We start from the raw sequence: 19,683 nt of genomic DNA, 5'->3' as shown, positions 1-19,683 counted from the left end.
TCAATTTTAAAAATCAATATCAATTACAATATAAAACGTATTAACAATACCTAAAAACTTAAAAATCATGAGCACACAAAAATTTGCAACAAACGCATTACACGCAGGACACGACGTAACTAAAAACGCAGGAACAAGAGCCGTGCCTATTTATCAGACATCATCATATGTATTTAATAACGCCGATCATGCGGCCAATTTATTTGGTCTTGCCGAAGCTGGATTTATCTACACGAGATTAAATAACCCAACAAATGACATTTTAGAACAGCGTTTGGCAGCACTCGAAGGAGGAATTGGAGCTGTAGTAACTGCTTCTGGAGCATCTGCAATTTCAACAACTTTATTGACTTTGCTAAAAGCGGGAGATCATATTGTTGCGTCAAATAGTTTATACGGAGGAACTTATAATCTTCTAAAAGTTACCTTGCCAAGATTAGGAATTACTACCACATTTGTAGATCCTTCAAAACCTGAAAACTTTACAAAAGCAGCAAAAGAAAACACAAGAGCTTTCTTTGTTGAGTCTCTAGGAAATCCAAAATTAGATGTATTAGACTTAAAAGCAATTTCGGCAGAAGCCAAAGCATTCAAAGTACCATTTATAGTAGACAATACAGTTGCGACACCTTATTTATTAAACCCAATTAAATATGGTGCCGATATTGTAATTCATTCCTTAACTAAATATATCGCAGGAAACGGAACTTCATTAGGAGGCGTTATCATTGATGCTGGAAACTTTGATTGGGCAAACGGAAAATTCCCGGAATTTACCGAGCCATCTGCAGGATACCACGGATTAGTATATCATGAAGCCTTAGGAAATGCAGCTTTTATAGCAAAAGCTCGAATTGAAGGACTACGTGATTTTGGTTCTGCTTTGAGTCCATTTAATGCTTTTCAGATTATTCAGGGACTAGAAACACTTCCAATTCGAATCAAGAAACACAGTGAAAATGCTTTGGCTCTAGCTGAATGGTTAGAAAAACAAGATGAGGTAGTCTGGGTAAATTATCCAGGTTTAAAATCAAATAAATATTATGATTTGGCTAAAGAATATCTGCCAGAAGGGCAAAGCGGCATTATCACTTTCGGATTAAAAGGAGGTTTTGATGCGGCTAAAAAAGTGGTAGATGACACAAAATTATTCTCTCTGCTAGCGAATATTGGTGACACAAAATCGCTGATTATTCACCCAGCAAGTACAACACACCAACAATTGACAGAAGCAGAACAAATAGAAACAGGAGTTTCTAAAGATTTGATTCGTCTGTCTGTGGGAATTGAAGATATTGAAGATTTAATTGCTGATCTTCAGACTGTTTTTGAGAACGTTTCGCTTTCTCAATTCAGCATCAATAAAAATTAGGTTTTTTTGTTTTTTGTTTGAAAAATTGCCTTTAGCGAGTGGTTTTGCTAAAGGTAATTTTTTATGAAAAACACCATTATAAAATTTAAACCATATAAGGAATATAAGTGCATTTTGTAGAGACGCACTGCAGTGCGTCTACCTTGATAAACGTTTGGATATTAAATGAACTTACATCACTTATATGGTTTTAAAAAATTAAAATGTTAGAAATTATGTCAAAGCTTAAAATAAACATTATCCTTTTCGGAATTGGAAATATCGGAAGTACTTTGATTAATCAAATTGTTGAAAGTCAGGAGTTTTTTCTGGAAAGTAAAAATGTCGATTTTCATTTTCCAATAATAACCAATTCGACGGTTGCCTTTTTTGAGAAAGAAGGTGTTGGTTATGCTTGGGAAACCAATTTTAGACAATTGGCTGTTCCTTTTAAAGTAGAAGATATTGTCGAATTTGCACAAGAAAATGAATTCGAAAACTTGATTGCCGTAGACGCAACAGCCAGCGATGAATTGGTGAAGCATTACAATACGTTAATTAAAAATGGATTCCATATTGTAGCAGTAAACAAAAAAGCCAATACGCTCCCGATTGACTTATATAAAGAACTACGAGCAGATCTTAAAAAGTATGACAAGGAGTTTTTGTACGAAACGTCGGTTGAAACTGGAATTCCTGTTTTGCAGACCTTAAGAGATCTATATTATTCTGGAGAAAAAATCACGAAGATTCGAGGTGTTTTATCTGATAATTTGAGTTATGTCTTTAATCGATTTTCATCAGAAGATGTTTCGTTTTCTTCTGTTTTAAAAGATGCGAGCCTTTTAGGTTTAATGAAATCTAATTTTAAAGAAGATCTGTCTGGAAACGATTCTGCAAGAAAGCTTCTGATATTGGCCAGAGAAATAGGAAAAGATTTTGAGTTTTCAGACATTACAATCAAGCCCTTTATAACCGAAGAACATTTGGAGAAAAATGGAGTGCTAAACAAAGATGCTGTCGATAAATCTTTTAAAATCGCCAAAATTACTCAAGCAGAAAATCATGTATTGAGATATGTAGGAGAGTTTGATGTAGAAAAAGGAACTTTAGAAGTCAAATTAATTTCGGAACCAATAAATTCTCCAATCGGACAATTAAAAGGTTCTGATACCATTTTTGAAATTTTCACTAAATCTTATGCCGATATTCCAATCGTAATTCAGAGCGCTCCACCTTGCAAACAAGCAATTTCTAGAGGAATTATAACCGATATTCTGAAAATTGCGGAGCGAATTAGGAGTAAAGAAGCCGTTTGGCTGTAATTTTTTAGTTAAAAAAATATAAAAGAGAAAAAAGTTCTTTGATAAATTGATTTGTCAAATGGAATTATGAAGGAAAATTGGCTTATTTTGTAAGTTTTTTACTTGTGTTATTTCGTTTTCGTTTTTGTAAGATGTTTTTTGACGTTAAAAAACACATTTTCAACGGATTTTGTAATTAAATTCTTGAATTTTATTTGTGTAATAAGAAAAATATTTGCATATTTGTTATACCCAAAAACTACTAGAAATCAAATGAACTTAAAAGTCAACAAAATGTTTTGTGCCATTTCGGTTAAGACCGAGGCGGGGGTGTCTATTGCTAAAAAATTGTAAGAATACAATAATAATATAGTAAAAGCCTCCTAAGAAATATTTAGGAGGCTTTTTAATTTACAACAAATGCAGAATTTAAATAAAATACAATATAAATCACAGATGAATAAATCCTTACAGATGAACACTAAGATGTTTGCTGTCGCGCTTATTTGCGTGAACGTCTGTTGATACTAAAAGTATAAATGAGTTTAAAAACTTAAACCCTTTTGGTATCTAAAAATCCAAAAGGGTTTTTTTATTCTAGAAAATGACTTAACAAAAAGATAAACGAGAAATAAAGATTATAAAACACAACTTAACTAAAACTTAATATCATGAGCAAATTGAACTACTTCGCAGAAAAAATTTCTAAATTGAAAAACAGAAGGACAAAAAATAGTAATCCGCCGCCAACAAACGAATTGGCTCATCCAAGATTCGGAATCACAGAGGAAGATAAAAGCGCTGAGAAAAAAGTGCCAAACTCTTTATTGTTTTTGATGTATTCAAAAGAAAATGAAACGCTTTTTATCTAAACGGAAAAGCATCATAAATTTAGGGTAAAACCTGCTTAATTTTACTGGGCATTTTTGTTCGGTAAATTTTTGCGTATAATAGTTTTTGCTAAAATAAGTCTCAGAAATTTAACAAACACTTTTAGATAAAATTTGTTTGTTTGAGAAATTAGTAGTTAATTTGCACCGTTAAGTTCAAACACGTATTGAAATGTTATAAAGAAAGGACGAGGGATTAGACCCGATGAAGCCTTAGCAACCCTTCGGTAAAACGAAGAAGGTGCTACATTCTACCACGCCAAACGTGGAAAGATAACAACAAGATTTTTTCTAGTTAAACCTAGTTTTTCTTTCTAATATTTCCATATACAAATCAATAATACAACAGATTTGAAATTGGAAAATATACCAAATCCCATTATAATTCAAGATTTCATCACAGAAAGTGGTGCAACTTATCATTCTATACCATTAAGTTTTACGCTGGCAGGACAACCTTTGCACAGCGCGCCTATTGTTTTGGTTAACCATGCTTTAACTGGAAATTCGCAAGTTACTGGCGAAAACGGCTGGTGGAATGACTTGATTGGTGAAGGCAAAACCATTGATACTGCTGTTTATACCATTTTGGCTTTCGATATTCCAGGAAACGGAAGCAATTCCTTTTTAATTGACAACTATTTAGACTTTACAGCTAGAGACGTTGCAAGAATCTTTATCGAGGGCGTAAAAACGTTAAATATCGAAAAACTTTTTGCAGTTATCGGAGGTTCTGTTGGTGGCGGAATTGCTTGGGAAATTTTAGCTTTAGCGCCAAATATCACAGAAAATCTTATTCCGATTGCGAGTGACTGGAAATCGACTGATTGGCTTATCGCCAATTGCTTTTTACAAGAGCAAATTCTAAACAATTCTTCAAAACCAATCGAAGATGCAAGAATTCACGCAATGCTGTGCTACCGCTCGCCAGAATCATTCAAGGAAAAATTTCAGCGTACCATAAACCAAGATCTTTTGATTTTTAATATCGAAAGCTGGTTGGCACATCACGGAAAAAAATTGCAGAAAAGATTTCAGTTGTCTTCTTATAAATTAATGAATCAGTTGCTTAAAACAATTGATATTACTAGAAATAGTGAAAGTTTTGAAAACTTAATGTCTAAAACAAAAGCTTCAATTCACATTGTCGGAATCAATTCAGATTTGTTTTTTACAGCAAAAGAAAATGTAGAAACCTACGAAGAATTGAAGAAGTTTAAAGATAATGTTTTCTATAGCGAAATTGATTCGGTTCACGGACATGACGCTTTTTTAATCGAGTACAAACAATTAGATCATTTACTTGCCGACATTTTTAAGGCAGAAACAATAAAGAAATAAAATGAAAGTATTAAAATTTGGAGGTAAATCGTTAGCAAACGGAGAAGGACTTAACAAAGTTGTTTCAATCATTTCAGATAAAGTAAATCAAGGTGAAAAAATTGCCGTTGTAGTTTCTGCACGAGGAAATGCTACTGACGAATTAGAATTTATCTTAAGCATTGCTGCTAAAAACGGCAGTTACAAAGAATTATTAGAGAATTTTAAAAAATATCAAATATCAGATTACCCACAAGTTGATTTGTCTGAAGAATTTAGCGTTTTAGACAAGCTTTTTGAAGGTGTAAGCTTAATTGGAGATTACAGCAAAAAAATCAAAGATCAGATTTTGTCAAAAGGAGAATTGCTTTCAGCTAAATTATTGACAGCAATTTTACAGGAAAAAGGAATTCCTGCCAATTTTGTAGATACAAGAGATTTGTTGAAAACCGATTCTAAATTTGGTGATGCACAGCCTTTGGAGCAGCTTTCAAAGAAAAACGTAGTAAATTATTTTAAAGAACATAACGGCGAAACGGTTAATATAGTTACAGGCTTCATTGGCTCAAACAACAACAACGACACAACTACTTTAGGTAGAAATGGCAGTAACTATACCGCTTCGTTAATTGCAAATTATTTAAATGCAGAAGAATTACAGAACTTCACGCACGTAGATGGAATCTATACGGCAAATCCAGATTTAGTTGCCGATGCTAAGAAAATTGAATATTTATCATTTAATGAAGCAAACGAATTAGCTAATTTTGGAGCAACGATTCTTCATGCTAAGACGATTATTCCTTTATTAGAAAAAAACATTCCGTTACGAATTTTAAATACTTTCAACCACGAAAATCGCGGAACTTTAATTACATCGGATTCTTCTAAAGAAGGAATTAAAACACTTTCTGTTTTAGAAAATGTCTCTCTTGTAAATCTTGAAGGACGCGGATTACTTGGAAAAGCAGGAGTAGATGCCAGAATTTTTAAAGTAATGGGTGATCACAATATCAGTGTGAGTATCATTTCGCAAGGTTCTTCAGAAAGAGGAATCGGACTTGTGGTAGCAACAGAAAAAGCTACTCTTGCAATGGTTGAATTAGAAAAAGAGTTTGAAAATGACTTTTATTCTAAAGATGTAAATCAGATTACGGTAACAGATAATGTATCGGTAATTTCAATTATCGGACAAGATTTGAGTACTTTCCACAAACCATACACCGCTTTAATCAAAAACAAAATTGTTCCGATTTTGTTCAACAACACGGTAACGGGTAAAAACGTGAGTTTGGTTGTTAAAAAAGAGGAATTAAATAAAGCGCTTAACGTAATTCACGGAGAGATTTTTGGAGTTTCGAAGAAAATCAATATTGCGATTTTTGGTCACGGATTAGTTGGTGGAACTTTAATCAATCAGATTTTAGAATCGGCTGCAGCAATCGAAAAACGTAAAGACATTAAGCTGAATGTTTTCGCTATAGCGAATTCTAAAAAATTGCTTTTAAACAAATACGGTGTTAACAGTAATTGGAAGAATGAAATTGCAACTAAAGGTGAGGCTTATACAATCAAAGATATTATTGCTTACGCGAATGAACATCACTTAGAAAACTTAATTGCGATTGATAACACCGCAAGTGCAAGTTTCGTTGAAAATTATATACCGCTAGTAGAAAGTAGTTTCGATTTGATTTCTTCAAATAAAGTGGCTAATACTTTGAGTTATGGTTTCTACAAGGAATTGCGAAAAGCTTTGGCAGAAAACCAAAAGAATTATTTGTATGAAACGAACGTTGGTGCGGGATTACCGTTAATTGATACAATTAAATTATTGCACCTTTCAGGAGAAAATATCACGAAAATTAAGGGGGTTTTCTCTGGAACATTAAGTTATTTATTCAATAATTTCTCAGCAAAAGATGCGCCTTTCAGCGAAATCTTGCAAGAAGCAATTGATAACGGATATACAGAACCAGATCCGCGTGAGGATTTGTGCGGAAATGACGTGGGAAGAAAATTATTAATTTTAGCTAGAGAATTAGACTTGCAAAACGAGTTTGAAGAAATTTCAATTCAAAACTTAATTCCAGAGCACTTACGTGAGGGAAGCGCTGCCGATTTCTTGACGAAATTAAAAGAATTTGACCCAATTTATGCTAAAATAAAAGCAGAACAACAGCCAAATCACGTATTGAGATATATTGGTGAATTGTCTGGAGATTTGCAGAATGACAAAGGAAATTTAGAAGTAAAATTAGTTTCAGTACCAAAAGATACTGCATTAGGCGGATTAAAAGGTTCTGATTCTTTCTTCGAAATTTATACAGAATCTTACGGAGATCGTCCAATCGTTATTCAAGGAGCTGGTGCAGGTTCTGCGGTAACGGCAAGAGGGGTTTTCGGAGATATTTTGAGATTGTCTGATAAAGGGTAATTAATTTTAGATTGCAGATTTTAGATTGTAAGATTTGTATCTAGTTTGAGTTCAGTTTGTCATTTCGACGAAGGAGAAATCTTCGCAAGAAACTCCGCAAAGAATGTATAGTCTTTGTCGATTTGGCAACGAAGATTTCTCCTTCGTCGAAATGACAAAATTGAATGGAATTAAAAAAAAAATAAAAAAAATAACAGCACAATGAAAGTAACTTTAAACAGAGTAAATGACGCATTTCATTTTAAAGTAAAAAATGAGCGCGGACACGTAGTTGACGTTGATAGCAGAGCCGAATTTGGCGGAAGCGATTTAGGTGCAAGCCCAATGGAATTAGTATTAATGGGAGTTGCGGGATGCAGTGCTATTGATATGATTTCGATCTTAAAAAAACAGCGTCAGGAAATCACTTCTTTCAACGCTGAGGTTGAAGGAACGCGTGTGCAAATTGAAGAAGCAAAACCTTTTAAAGAAATTGATGTGGTTTTTTATTTAGAAGGAGAAATTAACCCAGAAAAAGCAAAAAAAGCAGCACAGCTTTCTTTTGAGAAATACTGTTCGGTTGCTAAAACGATTGAACCAACAGCGACAATTAAATACAAAGTTGTCTTGAACAACGAAGCTTTATAAATTAGATAATTAGTCAATTAGATAATTAGAAAATGCTCAGATTGCGCATAAATAATTGACTTGTTTTTGGTTTAGATTTCAGTTTTTAAAACTTGAAACCTGAGACTTGACACGAGGCTGGAAGCCGAACTGGCGAAGCAAACAAAAAAACAAAAAAACAACACACAATGAATACAGAAGAATTTGGTTTTGAAACACAAGCCATCAGAACACAATTAGAAAGATCTCAATATTTAGAACATTCGGTGCCTTTGTACCTTTCATCAAGCTTCGTTTTTGAAGATGCTGAAGATATGAGAGCTTCTTTCACAGAAGAAAAAGAAAGAAATATTTATAGCCGTTTCAGCAATCCAAACACATCAGAATTTGTAGACAAGATCTGCAAAATGGAAGGTGCCGATTCAGGTTATGCTTTCGCAACAGGAATGGCAGCAGTATATTCTACTTTTGCAGCATTATTAAATTCTGGAGATCATATTGTTTCTGCAAGCAGTGTTTTCGGTTCGACTCACGCGTTGTTTATGACTTATTTTCCAAAATGGAATATCGAAACTTCTTATTTCGAAATTAATAAGCCGGAAACAATCGAAAGCTTCATTAAGCCAAATACCAAAATATTATACGCCGAATCTCCAACAAACCCTGGAGTTGATGTAATTGATTTAGAATTGTTAGGAAATATTGCTAAAAAACACAACTTGATTTTAATTATCGACAACTGTTTCGCAACACCTTATTTGCAACAGCCAATTAAATTTGGAGCACATTTAGTAATTCACTCAGCAACTAAATTAATTGACGGACAAGGTCGTGTTTTAGGAGGAGTAACAGTTGGAGACGCAGAATTAATCAGACAGATTTATTTGTTTTCTAGAAATACAGGGCCAGCTTTATCACCATTTAATGCTTGGGTTCTGTCAAAAAGTTTAGAAACTTTAGCGGTTCGTGTAGACAGACATTGCGAAAATGCATTAAAAGTGGCTGAATTTTTAGAAAGCCATCCAAATGTAAACAGCGTAAAATACCCGTTCTTGAAATCGCATCCACAGTATGAAATTGCTAAAAAGCAAATGAAAGCTGGTGGAAACATTATTGCATTTGAAATTAAAGGCGGAATCGAAGCAGGAAGAAAATTCTTGAATTCAATTCAACTTTGCTCATTATCTGCAAATATTGGAGATACAAGAACAATTGTAACGCATCCAGCTTCTACAACACACAGCAAATTATCTGAAGAAGATCAATTAGCAGTTGGAATCACACAAGGTCTTGTTCGTGTTTCTGTTGGTTTAGAAACTGTTGAAGATGTGATTGCAGATTTAAAACAAGCGTTGGCTTAAACATAAAATATAATACTTTTGAAGGGCTATTTTTTTTTGAAATAGCCCTTTCTTTGTTATTGAATGAACCACTTTTCTTAATTTAGTTTTGCAATATATGAAAAAACCAAGATTGCTTTTGCTGTCAGATTTGTTTGGAGACAATCCTGAATGGATTCAGAATTATATCGAAATTTTAGAGCTTAAATTTGATGTTCAGTATTATGATGTTTTAAAATTAGCTCAGATTGATTCTTCAAGTGAGGAAAAGGAAATCCATAATCAATTTTTGAATGGCGGAATTGAAAAAGCAGTAAATTGTTTATTAGATTTTGAAAAAGAAGAAGTGGCTGTTTTGGGTTTTAGCATTGGGGGAACAATTGCATGGAAAGCTTCTCTAAAAGGATTAAAGGCGACACAATTAGTTGCTGTCTCTTCGACAAGATTGCGTTTTGAAACTGGAATTCCTAGTTGTAAAGTCAAACTTTATTATGGTGATAAAGACATGAATAAGCCTGATCAGGAATGGTTTATGAGACTAAAAATGGAAAGTCAAATTTTTGAAAACCAAAATCATAATTTATATGAAGAGAAAAGTAATGCCTCTCCGATTTGTAATAATTTTGTATAAATTCATTCTCATATTTTTTTGTTGTAACTTGATAAAATTAAATTATTAGAACGTGACTCTATTGGATTTTTATGGATATTAAAAAAAAGAAGTAATCTGATAGATTTAGTAGAATTTAACTTTATTCTTTGTGATAGTTCAAACAAAAAGCATACTTTTGTTATTCAATAATTTGCAAGAGTATGATTTGAAATTAAATTCTGCAATCAAAATTTTACATTAGTGCTTTCAAAGAAAACAAAATACGGAATTAAAGCTTTAACTTATTTAGCCAGACGCGAAAACAATGAGCCAGTACAAATAGCTGAAATTGCGAAAAGTGAACATATTTCAATTAAATTTCTAGAAAGTATTTTGTTGTTGCTAAGAAATTCAGGTTTTCTTGGTGCTAAAAAAGGAAAAGGTGGAGGTTATTATTTAATCAAAGACCCAAAAGATATTAGCATGGCAAAAGTCTATCGAATTCTAGAAGGGCCAATCGCTTTACTGCCTTGTGCGAGCCATAATTTCTACGAAAGATGTGATGACTGCGATGATGAAACTACCTGTGCCGCAAGACGTTTAATGACAGAAGTTCGTGATAATACGCTTAAAATATTAGAAAGTAATTCTTTAGCAGATATTGCGTTTTAGAAATTTGCTTTAAACCAATAAAAAAGACCATTTCAATTAGAAATGGTCTTTTTTATTTCTGTTTATATTAAAATATCAATTTATATCCAGCCATAAAAAGCATTACAGCAATTGCATTTCTAAGAAATTGATCTGGAACTTTTCCGCTTAGCATACTTCCCATGTATATTCCAGGAAGTGATCCCATTAATAATTGACCAAGTAAGCCTAAATCTAAATTTCCCATAGAAGCGTGCCCAAGACCAGCAACTAAAGTTAAGGGAACAGCGTGTGCAATTTCAGTTCCGACTAAACGTGGCGTTGGCAATAATGGATAAAGGAAAAATAAAGTCACTGTTCCTAATGCCCCAGCGCCGATAGAAGTTAAAGTTACGGTTGCTCCTAATAAAACTCCAATTCCTATAGTAAGCATATTTTGAGTTGTGCTTTCGTTGTGAAATTTATCTCCAGCATGTCTTTGAGAGAAGACTAAAAGCTTCTTTTTGAATATAATAGCTACCGAAGTAAACAATAAAGCCCAGCCTAAACTGTGTTTAATAACGTTATTGATAGTTTCGATATCCGTTTTAATGCTGTTTAAAACCCATAATGTAATTAAAGCTGCAGGGACACTTCCTAAAGTCAGCCAGCCTGTAATTTTCCAGTTGATGTTTCCTTTTTTGTTGTGTACAAATATTCCTCCGGCTTTTGTGAAAGCAGCATAAAGCAAGTCTGTTCCAACTGCTTTTGTTGGCGGAATTCCAAAATACAATAAAATAGGAGTCATAAGAGAACCTCCTCCAACACCTGTTAACCCAACAATAAAACCAACTACTAAACCTGCTATTACGAGACCAATCTGAAAATCCATGAAAAAATATTTGCCGCTAAAGTAAAAACAATTTTATAATTATCCTATAGATTTTGTAGAGATTAAATGTGTATTTTTGTGAATCACAAAATTTGAATGTGTTGTTAAAATAATAAGTCGCAACATTTAATTTGTTAAAATAATCACTAATTCTTTTTTAAATGTCTTTTATCTTGGTTTATAAGATGATAGCTGATGTAAAAAAGTAAATATATTGTTTTGATATTTCGAAATATATAGTACTTTTGCAAAGTAATCTACTAAGCCGATAGGGTAATGGATTTTTGAGAATAAAAAAACATTCTTAGAAATATGGAAAATGAACTTAAGTTAGAAAACACTATAGTAAAGTCTGATTCTTTATTAAAGGAAAAATTGTGGGTCGTAATACCTGTTATTTTGTTGTTAGGTTTAGCAGTTACATTAATTTATAATCATCACGCTGAATTTTCATGGGATGGTTTCGTTCAGGGATTTGATGAAAATCTTTTAGTGTTTTTCTTAATTGGTGTTTTTGCACAATTAGTAGATGGCGCTTTAGGAATGGGATATGGAGCAACTTCTACGTCATTTTTATTGGCTTATGGAGTTTCGCCAGTTTTGAGCAGTACGGCAGTTCACGTTTCAGAGATGTTTACAACTGGAGCATCGGCGCTTTCGCACCACCGCTTTGGAAACATCAATAAAAAACTGGTAAAGCATCTATTGATTCCAGGAGTTTTAGGATCGATCACAGGGGCTTATTTATTATCAGATGTTATTGACGGAGATATTATTAAGCCATTTATTGCGGTTTACATGATTATTCTGGCAGTTGTAATTATCAGAAAGGCTCTTAGAAAAAGTGTTGTAAAAAAGAAAACTAAGAAACTGGGAGTTTTAGCAGTGTTTGGAGGTTTTATGGATTCTGTTGGAGGAGGAGGCTGGGGGCCAATTGTAACTTCAACATTATTAGGAAGAGGAAGAAACCCGAAATATACTATCGGGTCAGTAAATGCAGCTGAGTTTGCAATTTCGTTTGCTAGCGGAATTACTTTCATGCTTTTTGGAGGAATTCACGGCTGGCAGATCATTATCGGATTGATTTTAGGAGGAGTTATTTCAGCACCAATAGCAGCTTATTTGGTAAATAAAATCAAAAGAAAACCAATGATGGTTGCAGTTGGAATTCTGATTATATTATTGAGTTTAAAAACATTATCTAAATTATTGTAAAAGATAGTTTTAGAAAGGAAAAGAATTATGAGTGCGATTATTGTACAAGAATTATTAGAGAAAACTAAAGACCTTTCGCTTGACGAAACCTTAGTTTTTTTAGCAAAAGAATTTCCAGGAAAAGTAATTTTTTCCACATCTTTCGGTCAGGAAGACCAGGTAATTACTGATTTCATTGCAAAAAGCAATACTGATATTACGGTTTTTACTTTAGATACAGGAAGGTTATTTCAGGAAACTTACGATGTTTTTCATAAAACATTAAAAAAATATAAAAGACCAATTGAAGTTTTTTTTCCAGAAGCAGCTTCAGTAGAAAATCTTCTGAAGACAAAAGGGCCAAACAGCTTTTACGATTCAGTTGAAAACAGAAAAGAATGCTGTTTTATTCGAAAAGTGGTTCCGTTAAAAAAAGCTTTAGCAGGAAATTCAGTTTGGATTACAGGTTTAAGAGCAGAACAATCAGAAAACAGACAAGATTTAAACTTGTTTGAATACGACGGAAACTTCGAAATCATCAAATTCAATCCGTTATTAAAATGGACTTTGGAAGAAGTTGAAACGTATCTGTCAGAAAACAATGTTCCTCAAAATGCATTGCACAAACAAGGTTTCGTAAGTATTGGATGTGCACCTTGTACAAGAGCAATTTTCCCTGGAGAAGATATCAGAGCCGGAAGATGGTGGTGGGAATCAAGCCATAAAGAGTGTGGACTTCATAGTGCTAAGAAAGAGTAAGTCTAGATTTTTAGAAACAAGATACAAGAAGCAAGAAAATAGAGAATTTAGATTTAAAGTTCCGAAGGAGCGATTCATATTGTAGCGCCGGATTTTAATCCGGGGAAGATGTGGTAAAATAAATAGATTTTATCCGTTGAAGAGAGAATAAAGAAAATAGAATAAAGAGTGGAGATTTTTAGATCAGGCAACCTGAAACCTAAAACTTGAAACTAAAAAATATCAAACAAAAAAACAATGAGTTCAGTATTAAAAACAAACGCTTTAGAGAGTGAAGCGATATACATTTTCAGAGAAGTAATTTCACAGTTTGACAAACCGGTTTTACTTTTCTCAGGAGGAAAAGATTCTATTACCTTGGTGCGTTTAGCGCAAAAGGCATTTTTCCCTGCTAAGATTCCGTTTCCTCTATTACACGTTGATACAGGACATAATTTCCCTGAAACCATTGCTTTCAGAGATAAATTGGTAGAAGAATTAGGTTTAGAGTTGATCGTTCGTAATGTTCAGGATGCTATTGATGAAGGAAAAGTGGTTGAAGAAACAGGGAAATATTCTAGTAGAAACAGCTTGCAGACTACAACACTTTTGGATGCAATTGAAGAATTTAAGTTTGATGCTTGTATTGGTGGTGCGCGTCGTGACGAAGAAAAAGCAAGAGCGAAAGAACGTATTTTCTCTGTTCGTGATGATTTTGGACAATGGGACGAAAAAAATCAGAGACCTGAATTGTTTGATATTTTAAATGGAAAAATAGAAAATGGACAAAACGTTCGTGTTTTCCCAATTTCAAACTGGACAGAATTAGATGTTTGGAGTTATATCGAGAAAGAAAAAATCGAGATTCCGTCAATCTATTTCTCACATAAAAGAAAAGTTTTTTTGAGAGACGGTTTAATCTGGTCGCATTCTCCTTTTGTGTACCAAGAAGAAGACGAACAAATCGAAGAAAGAATTGTTCGCTTCAGAACCGTTGGAGATATGAGCTGTACGGCAGCAGTTGAATCTTACGCAGCAACAATTGAAGAAGTAGTTGGAGAGATCAGATCATCAACGATTTCTGAAAGAGGAGCCAGAATCGATGACAAACGTTCTGAAGCTGCAATGGAAAAGAGAAAACAACAAGGGTACTTTTAATAATTGTTAATTATGAATTGTTAATGCAATTCGGGACGGAACTTTAGAAGTAAAAATCAAGAAAACAAAAACATACAGATTTAAATTTTAGTTCAAAGGCAAGCAACTTGAAACTTGAAACCTGAAACAAAAAAATTAAACCTGAAACAAAATATTACAGAATGGACGTTTTAAAAATAGCAACAGCAGGAAGTGTAGATGACGGAAAAAGTACTTTGATCGGGAGATTATTGTACGATACAAAATCATTGACGACTGATAAGATAGAAGCAATCGAAAAAAGCAGTAAACAAAAAGGATACGATTATCTTGATTTTTCTTTGGCAACTGATGGTTTAGTGGCAGAAAGAGAGCAAGGAATTACGATTGATGTTGCGCATATTTATTTTTCGACTGCAAAGAAAAGTTACATTATTGCCGATACTCCAGGTCACGTAGAATATACAAGAAACATGGTTACAGGAGCTTCGACTTCTCAGGTTTCTATCATTTTGATTGATGCCAGAAAAGGTGTAATTGAGCAGACTTACCGTCACTTCTTCATTAATAATTTATTGAGAGTAAAAGAAGTAATTGTTGCGATTAACAAAATGGATTTAGTGGATTACTCAGAAGAAGTTTTCAATAAAATCAAAGCCGATTTTCAGGCATTAAATGCAAAAAGTACTTTCAAAGAACAAAACGTAAGTTACATTCCGTTAAGTGCAATCAACGGTGGAAACGTGGTTGATAAATCAGAGAATATGCCTTGGTACGAAGGACAAACTGTTTTAGAACATTTAGAAGGATTGCATTCTCATGATGTTTACGAAGCAGGAAAAGCACGTTTTCCAGTTCAAACAGTTATTCGTCCAAAAACAGAAGAATACCACGATTTTAGAGGTTACGCTGGAAAATTATACGGAAACTCAATTAAAGTTGGAGATGCTGTAACGGTTCTTCCTTCTTTAACAGAATCAAAAGTATCTAAAATTCACTTCTTCGATAAAACATTTGACGAAGCTGTTGCAGGTTCTTCAATTACAATCGAATTAGAAAATGATATCAACGTAACAAGAGGCGATATGATTGTAAAATCAGATGAGCTTCCAAAAATTGAAAAAGACATTACCACAACAGTTTGCTGGATGGACAGTAAAAAACTGGTTCTGGGAACTAAATATTTAGTACAACACAATACAAACAGAGTTTTAGCAAAAGTAGAAAGCATTAAAAATACAATTGCAACAGATTACTCTGGAACGACAGAAGCTTCACAATTGGCAATCAACGAAATTGGAGAAGTAACAATCAAATTAAGCAAACCGTTATATTTTGATTCATACAACGAAAACAAATCAAACGGAGCTTTCATCTTAATTGATACAGCAACAAACACAACAGCAGGAGTAGGCTTTATAAGATAGTTGGTGGTTTTTAGTTGATAGTTGATGGTTTTTACAGCCAACAACCAACAACCAGCAACCAACAACCAAAAACTAAAGAGAAATGGAAAGTTTTAGAACAGAAATAGAAAATCCGGTAGTTCAGAAGGAGATTATCGAATTAGAAAAAAAGATTCACTTATTCCGTGGAGGAAAAATTGATGATGAGCGTTTTCGTAGTCTTCGTTTAGCGCGTGGAATCTACGGGCAACGTCAGGAAGGCGTTCAAATGATTCGTATCAAATTGCCTTATGGTAAAGTGACCAGCGAGCAATTAGTGCGTATCACACAAGTTTCTGACGAATATTCTACAGGGCGTTTGCATATTACAACACGTCAGGATATCCAGATTCACTACGTGAGTTTAGACAGAACACCAGAACTTTGGGCAGATTTGGCTAAAGACGATATCACGCTTCGTGAAGCTTGTGGAAATACAGTTAGAAATATTACAGGAAGCGAATTAGCGGGTGTTGACGTAAACGAACCATTTGATGTTTCGCCTTATGCACACGGACTTTTTCAATATTTGTTGAGAAACCCAATCTGTCAGGAAATGGGACGTAAATTCAAAATTTCGTTCTCGTCTTCAGACGAAGATACGGCTTTGAGTTATTTACACGATTTAGGATTTATTCCGAAAATTAAAGACGGACAAAAAGGTTTCAAAATCATGTTTGGAGGAGGTTTAGGATCTCAACCAGCACACGCCGAATTGCTTTCAGAGTTTGTTCCGGTAAACGAAATCATTCCAACAGCAGAAGGAATCATTCGTATTTTCGACAGATACGGAGAGCGTGCAAAGAGAATGAAAGCGCGTATGAAATTCTTAATCAAAGAAATGGGAAGAGATGTTTTCCTTGATTTGGTTGAGCAAGAGAAAAAAGCCATCGCTTTTGAAACCTACGAAATTGATACAACCGCTTTTGATGGTCCAATTCCAGAACCATTATTAGAAGTTCCGCAAGTTACAATCGAAGATACAAAAGCGTATGAAGCGTGGAAAAATTCAAATGTAATCAAGCAGAAACAAGAAGGTTATTATGCTATTGGGATCAAAGTTTTATTAGGAGATTTTTATACAGATAAAGCGAGATTATTAGCTAATTTAATTAAGAATTACGGAGCAAATGAATTACGTTTTTCATTGCGTCAAAATATTGTAATACGTCACATAAAAGAAGAGAATCTTCCTTTCTTTTATCAAGAATTAGCCAAACTTGACTTTGTTCAATTAGGATATAATTCAGTTGGAGATATTACGGCATGTCCGGGTACAGATACTTGCAACTTGGGGATTGCAAGTAGTACCGGTATTGCAGAAGAATTAGAAAGAGTTTTAAGTGCCGAATATCCTCAGTATTTAAACAATCGCGAAATTGAAATTAAAATTTCAGGTTGTATGAATGCTTGCGGACAGCACAATATGTCTGCAATTGGATTCCAAGGAATGTCTATTAACTCAGGAAAATTGGTTGCCCCAGCTTTACAGGTTTTATTAGGAGGAGGAAGATTAGGAAACGGAGCAGGACGTTTTGCTGATAAAGTAATTAAAGTACCTAGTCGTAGAGGCCCTGATGCATTGCGTACCATCTTAAATGATTTTGATGCTAACGGAAGCGGGCAAAAATTCCTTGATTATTATGATACAAAAGGAGAGAAATATTTCTACGAAATCTTAAAACCTTTCGCAGATGTAACCAATTTAACAGAAGCTGATTTTGTAGATTGGGGTAACGCAGACAATTACGTAAAAGCAGTTGGAGTTGGAGAATGTGCCGGAGTTGTGATCGATTTAGTGGCGACATTATTGTTTGAAGCTAAAGAGAAATTGATTTTGGCTCAGGAATCTTTCGATGAGAAAAAATGGTCAGATGCAATTTACCATGCATATGCAGGATTTGTAAACGGTGCAAAAGCATTGTTATTGGCTGAAAACCAAAAAACAAATCATCACGCAGGAATTGTGGATTTGTTTGATACTGTTTTCATTGATACAAATAAAATCGAATTAAACTCAACTTTTAAAGACTTGGTTTACCAAATCAATAAAAATGAACCATCTGAAGCTTTCGCTAAAGATTACATTGCTCAGGCAACTGTTTTCTTTGATAAAATCGAAACTTTCAGAGCACAGGAATTAGCAAATGCATAATATAAAACCCAAAATAACTTTAGTCGGTGCAGGTCCGGGCGATCCCGATTTACTGACGCTGAAAGCTGTAAAAGCATTGGCTGAAGCTAATGTGGTTTTATACGACGCTTTGGCCAACGAAGAAATTCTGGATTACGCACCAAAAAATGCGATCCGAATTTTTGTTGGAAAAAGAATCGGAAATCATGCTTATACGCAGGATCAAATCAATCAATTGATTGTGGATAATGCTTTAACGTACGGAAATGTAGTAAGATTAAAAGGCGGAGATCCATTTATTTTTGGAAGAGGCGGAGAAGAAATTGATTTTGCAGAAAGTTTCGGAATTGAAACTATCGTAGTTCCTGGAATTTCATCAGTAGTTGCTGTTCCTGCAAGTCAGGGAATTTCGATTACAAAACGTGGCGTTTCAGAAAGCTTTTGGGCGATTACCGGAACAACTTCTGATAGAAAATTATCTTCGGATGTAGCTTTAGCAGCACAATCTTCTGCAACAGTTGTAATTTTGATGGGAATGCATAAATTGGCTCAAATCATCGATTTGTTTCAAAAAGAAGATAAAGGGAATTTACCCGTTGTGATCATCCAAAACGGAACAACAGCAGAAGAAAAAGTAGGCGTAGGAACCGTAGATTCGATTTTAGAAGTTGTAAAACAAAAAGAATTAGGTTCACCAGCTATTATTGTTTTAGGTGAAGTTGTCCGCGAAAGCAATAAATTAAAAGGCTTTTACGAAGAATTTCTATCACAAGAAGTTTCAAGATAAAGTTCCGAAGGAACAATTCATATTGTAGCGTCGGGTTTTAACCCGATGGACGCATGGTAATAACGTTGGATTTTAAACCAATTTTACCAAAGGCAATAGAAAAATCATCTAATTTTGTTTAGATGAAATTAAATTAAAATGGAACAAAACGAATTATATCCAATATTTCTAAAGCTTCACAATTTAAATGTTTTGATTGTAGGCGGAGGAAATGTAGGTCTGGAAAAGCTTTCTTTCTTGCTAAAATCAAGTCCGAATGCTAATGTTGAGGTAGTTGCACCTGATTTTCATTTAGAAATTAAGGTTTTAGCAGAAAAACATCCTTCAATTAAATTGACGGAAAAAAAGTTCAAAAAGAAAATGCTCAAAAAGCGTCACATGGTAATTGCCTGTACAGACGATTTGAAAGTAAATAAAAAGGTTTACGATTTAGCGAGAAAGCGTTATTTGATTTGCAACATTGCCGATACGCCAGATTTATGTGATTATTATTTGGGCGGAATCGTCACGAAAGGAAACGTAAAAATCGCCATTTCAACAAACGGAAAATCGCCAACAACAGCAAAGAGATTGCGCGAGTTTTTTGAAGAAGTAATTCCTGAAGATATCAATCAAATGGTTGAGAATCTGAATGAATATCGAAAGACCCTAAAAGGTAATTTTGAAGAAAAGGTTAAAAGAATGAATGAGATTACCTCTTCATTAAAAAATAAAGAATCGTAAAAGTTCCAGAGGAACGTTTCATATTGTAGTGTCGGGTTTTAACCCGATGAACGATGAGATTAAAAAATAAAGAGTAAAAAAGGTTTCGGAAAGAAATTAATGATAAAAATCATTGAAAGTACAAGGATTTATTCGTTTCTTTGCGTTATTAAGAATGATTATA

Annotated in this window: 17 protein-coding genes and 1 riboswitch; of the genes, 16 read left to right on the top strand and 1 reads right to left on the bottom strand. The window is 34.0% G+C overall.

Going from position 1 to position 19,683, the window contains the following annotated elements; genetic code table 11:
- The first annotated feature begins 67 nt into the window (after positions 1-67).
- From JC605_RS01985 to JC605_RS01945, 9 genes are all read left to right on the top strand, one after another.
- A complete protein-coding gene (locus JC605_RS01985) occupies positions 68-1,372 on the top strand; it encodes an O-acetylhomoserine aminocarboxypropyltransferase/cysteine synthase family protein (protein ID WP_198854640.1) in 1,305 nt (434 codons plus the stop codon).
- Positions 1,373-1,587: 215 nt separating this feature from the next.
- Positions 1,588-2,676, top strand: a complete 1,089-nt coding sequence (locus tag JC605_RS01980) for an aspartate kinase (RefSeq protein ID WP_198854639.1) — start codon at positions 1,588-1,590, stop codon at positions 2,674-2,676.
- Between the two features lie 650 nt (positions 2,677-3,326).
- Positions 3,327-3,527 carry a hypothetical protein gene (locus JC605_RS01975; protein WP_198854638.1) on the top strand — a complete coding sequence of 67 codons (201 nt, stop codon included), beginning with the start codon at positions 3,327-3,329 and terminating at the stop codon, positions 3,525-3,527.
- 190 nt (positions 3,528-3,717) lie between these two features.
- A riboswitch (SAM riboswitch) is annotated at positions 3,718-3,825 on the top strand.
- A gap of 77 nt (positions 3,826-3,902) precedes the next feature.
- A complete protein-coding gene (locus JC605_RS01970) occupies positions 3,903-4,886 on the top strand; it encodes an alpha/beta fold hydrolase (protein ID WP_233074011.1) in 984 nt (327 codons plus the stop codon).
- A gap of 1 nt (position 4,887) precedes the next feature.
- Positions 4,888-7,302 (top strand): bifunctional aspartate kinase/homoserine dehydrogenase I, encoded by a 2,415-nt coding sequence (gene thrA, locus JC605_RS01965; protein ID WP_198854636.1) that lies wholly within the window; start codon positions 4,888-4,890, stop codon positions 7,300-7,302.
- Positions 7,303-7,503: 201 nt separating this feature from the next.
- Positions 7,504-7,929 carry an OsmC family protein gene (locus JC605_RS01960; protein WP_198854635.1) on the top strand — a complete coding sequence of 142 codons (426 nt, stop codon included), beginning with the start codon at positions 7,504-7,506 and terminating at the stop codon, positions 7,927-7,929.
- 167 nt (positions 7,930-8,096) lie between these two features.
- Positions 8,097-9,269 (top strand): PLP-dependent aspartate aminotransferase family protein, encoded by a 1,173-nt coding sequence (locus tag JC605_RS01955; protein WP_198854634.1) that lies wholly within the window; start codon positions 8,097-8,099, stop codon positions 9,267-9,269.
- Between the two features lie 97 nt (positions 9,270-9,366).
- A complete protein-coding gene (locus JC605_RS01950) occupies positions 9,367-9,879 on the top strand; it encodes an alpha/beta hydrolase (protein WP_198854633.1) in 513 nt (170 codons plus the stop codon).
- Positions 9,880-10,101: 222 nt separating this feature from the next.
- A complete protein-coding gene (locus tag JC605_RS01945) occupies positions 10,102-10,512 on the top strand; it encodes an Rrf2 family transcriptional regulator (protein WP_125722103.1) in 411 nt (136 codons plus the stop codon).
- A 67-nt stretch (positions 10,513-10,579) separates the two neighbouring features.
- Here the strand turns inward: JC605_RS01945 and JC605_RS01940 are convergent, their stop codons facing one another.
- On the bottom strand, positions 10,580-11,362 hold the full coding sequence (locus JC605_RS01940; protein ID WP_198854632.1) for a sulfite exporter TauE/SafE family protein: 783 nt from the start codon (positions 11,360-11,362) through the stop codon (positions 10,580-10,582).
- Positions 11,363-11,674: 312 nt separating this feature from the next.
- Here JC605_RS01940 and JC605_RS01935 point away from each other — a divergent pair, with 312 nt between their 5' ends.
- From JC605_RS01935 to JC605_RS01905, 7 genes are all read left to right on the top strand, one after another.
- The gene (locus JC605_RS01935) at positions 11,675-12,577 is read left to right on the top strand and encodes a sulfite exporter TauE/SafE family protein (RefSeq protein WP_198854631.1); all 903 of its coding nucleotides are present in this window, start codon (positions 11,675-11,677) and stop codon (positions 12,575-12,577) included.
- A gap of 27 nt (positions 12,578-12,604) precedes the next feature.
- On the top strand, positions 12,605-13,315 hold the full coding sequence (locus JC605_RS01930) for a phosphoadenylyl-sulfate reductase (RefSeq protein ID WP_198854630.1): 711 nt from the start codon (positions 12,605-12,607) through the stop codon (positions 13,313-13,315).
- A gap of 237 nt (positions 13,316-13,552) precedes the next feature.
- Positions 13,553-14,452 (top strand): sulfate adenylyltransferase subunit CysD, encoded by a 900-nt coding sequence (gene cysD, locus JC605_RS01925; protein ID WP_008466601.1) that lies wholly within the window; start codon positions 13,553-13,555, stop codon positions 14,450-14,452.
- A 161-nt stretch (positions 14,453-14,613) separates the two neighbouring features.
- The gene (locus JC605_RS01920) at positions 14,614-15,858 is read left to right on the top strand and encodes a sulfate adenylyltransferase subunit 1 (RefSeq protein ID WP_198854629.1); all 1,245 of its coding nucleotides are present in this window, start codon (positions 14,614-14,616) and stop codon (positions 15,856-15,858) included.
- An 82-nt stretch (positions 15,859-15,940) separates the two neighbouring features.
- Positions 15,941-18,031 (top strand): HEPN domain-containing protein, encoded by a 2,091-nt coding sequence (locus tag JC605_RS01915; protein ID WP_198854628.1) that lies wholly within the window; start codon positions 15,941-15,943, stop codon positions 18,029-18,031.
- The gene (cobA, locus tag JC605_RS01910; protein ID WP_198854627.1) at positions 18,024-18,797 is read left to right on the top strand and encodes a uroporphyrinogen-III C-methyltransferase; all 774 of its coding nucleotides are present in this window, start codon (positions 18,024-18,026) and stop codon (positions 18,795-18,797) included. Before JC605_RS01915 ends, cobA begins: the two co-directional genes overlap by 8 nt.
- A 138-nt stretch (positions 18,798-18,935) precedes the next feature.
- Positions 18,936-19,520: a bifunctional precorrin-2 dehydrogenase/sirohydrochlorin ferrochelatase gene (locus JC605_RS01905; RefSeq protein ID WP_198854626.1), complete on the top strand. Its 585-nt coding sequence runs from the start codon at positions 18,936-18,938 to the stop codon at positions 19,518-19,520.
- Positions 19,521-19,683: the final 163 nt, after the last annotated feature.

Origin of the sequence: Flavobacterium sp. IB48 (assembly GCF_016405855.1) — a bacterium.
Lineage (GTDB): Bacteria > Bacteroidota > Bacteroidia > Flavobacteriales > Flavobacteriaceae > Flavobacterium > Flavobacterium ginsengisoli.
The sequence above is the reverse complement of the archived record's forward strand: the minus strand, read 5'-3'. Positions and strand labels throughout refer to the sequence as shown.

What these genes read in the sequence shown, in the direction of transcription:
- JC605_RS01915 (WP_198854628.1), top strand. Translation starts at nt 15,941, where the DNA reads ATGGAAAGTTTTAGAACAGAAATAGAAAATCCGGTAGTTCAGAAGGAG.
- JC605_RS01950 (WP_198854633.1), top strand. Translation starts at nt 9,367, where the DNA reads ATGAAAAAACCAAGATTGCTTTTGCTGTCAGATTTGTTTGGAGACAAT.
- JC605_RS01975 (WP_198854638.1), top strand. Translation starts at nt 3,327, where the DNA reads ATGAGCAAATTGAACTACTTCGCAGAAAAAATTTCTAAATTGAAAAAC.
- JC605_RS01905 (WP_198854626.1), top strand. Translation starts at nt 18,936, where the DNA reads ATGGAACAAAACGAATTATATCCAATATTTCTAAAGCTTCACAATTTA.
- cysD (WP_008466601.1), top strand. Translation starts at nt 13,553, where the DNA reads ATGAGTTCAGTATTAAAAACAAACGCTTTAGAGAGTGAAGCGATATAC.
- JC605_RS01960 (WP_198854635.1), top strand. Translation starts at nt 7,504, where the DNA reads ATGAAAGTAACTTTAAACAGAGTAAATGACGCATTTCATTTTAAAGTA.
- JC605_RS01955 (WP_198854634.1), top strand. Translation starts at nt 8,097, where the DNA reads ATGAATACAGAAGAATTTGGTTTTGAAACACAAGCCATCAGAACACAA.
- thrA (WP_198854636.1), top strand. Translation starts at nt 4,888, where the DNA reads ATGAAAGTATTAAAATTTGGAGGTAAATCGTTAGCAAACGGAGAAGGA.
- JC605_RS01940 (WP_198854632.1), bottom strand. Translation starts at nt 11,362, where the DNA reads ATGGATTTTCAGATTGGTCTCGTAATAGCAGGTTTAGTAGTTGGTTTT.
- cobA (WP_198854627.1), top strand. Translation starts at nt 18,024, where the DNA reads ATGCATAATATAAAACCCAAAATAACTTTAGTCGGTGCAGGTCCGGGC.
- JC605_RS01930 (WP_198854630.1), top strand. Translation starts at nt 12,605, where the DNA reads ATGAGTGCGATTATTGTACAAGAATTATTAGAGAAAACTAAAGACCTT.
- JC605_RS01920 (WP_198854629.1), top strand. Translation starts at nt 14,614, where the DNA reads ATGGACGTTTTAAAAATAGCAACAGCAGGAAGTGTAGATGACGGAAAA.
- JC605_RS01935 (WP_198854631.1), top strand. Translation starts at nt 11,675, where the DNA reads ATGGAAAATGAACTTAAGTTAGAAAACACTATAGTAAAGTCTGATTCT.
- JC605_RS01985 (WP_198854640.1), top strand. Translation starts at nt 68, where the DNA reads ATGAGCACACAAAAATTTGCAACAAACGCATTACACGCAGGACACGAC.
- JC605_RS01980 (WP_198854639.1), top strand. Translation starts at nt 1,588, where the DNA reads ATGTCAAAGCTTAAAATAAACATTATCCTTTTCGGAATTGGAAATATC.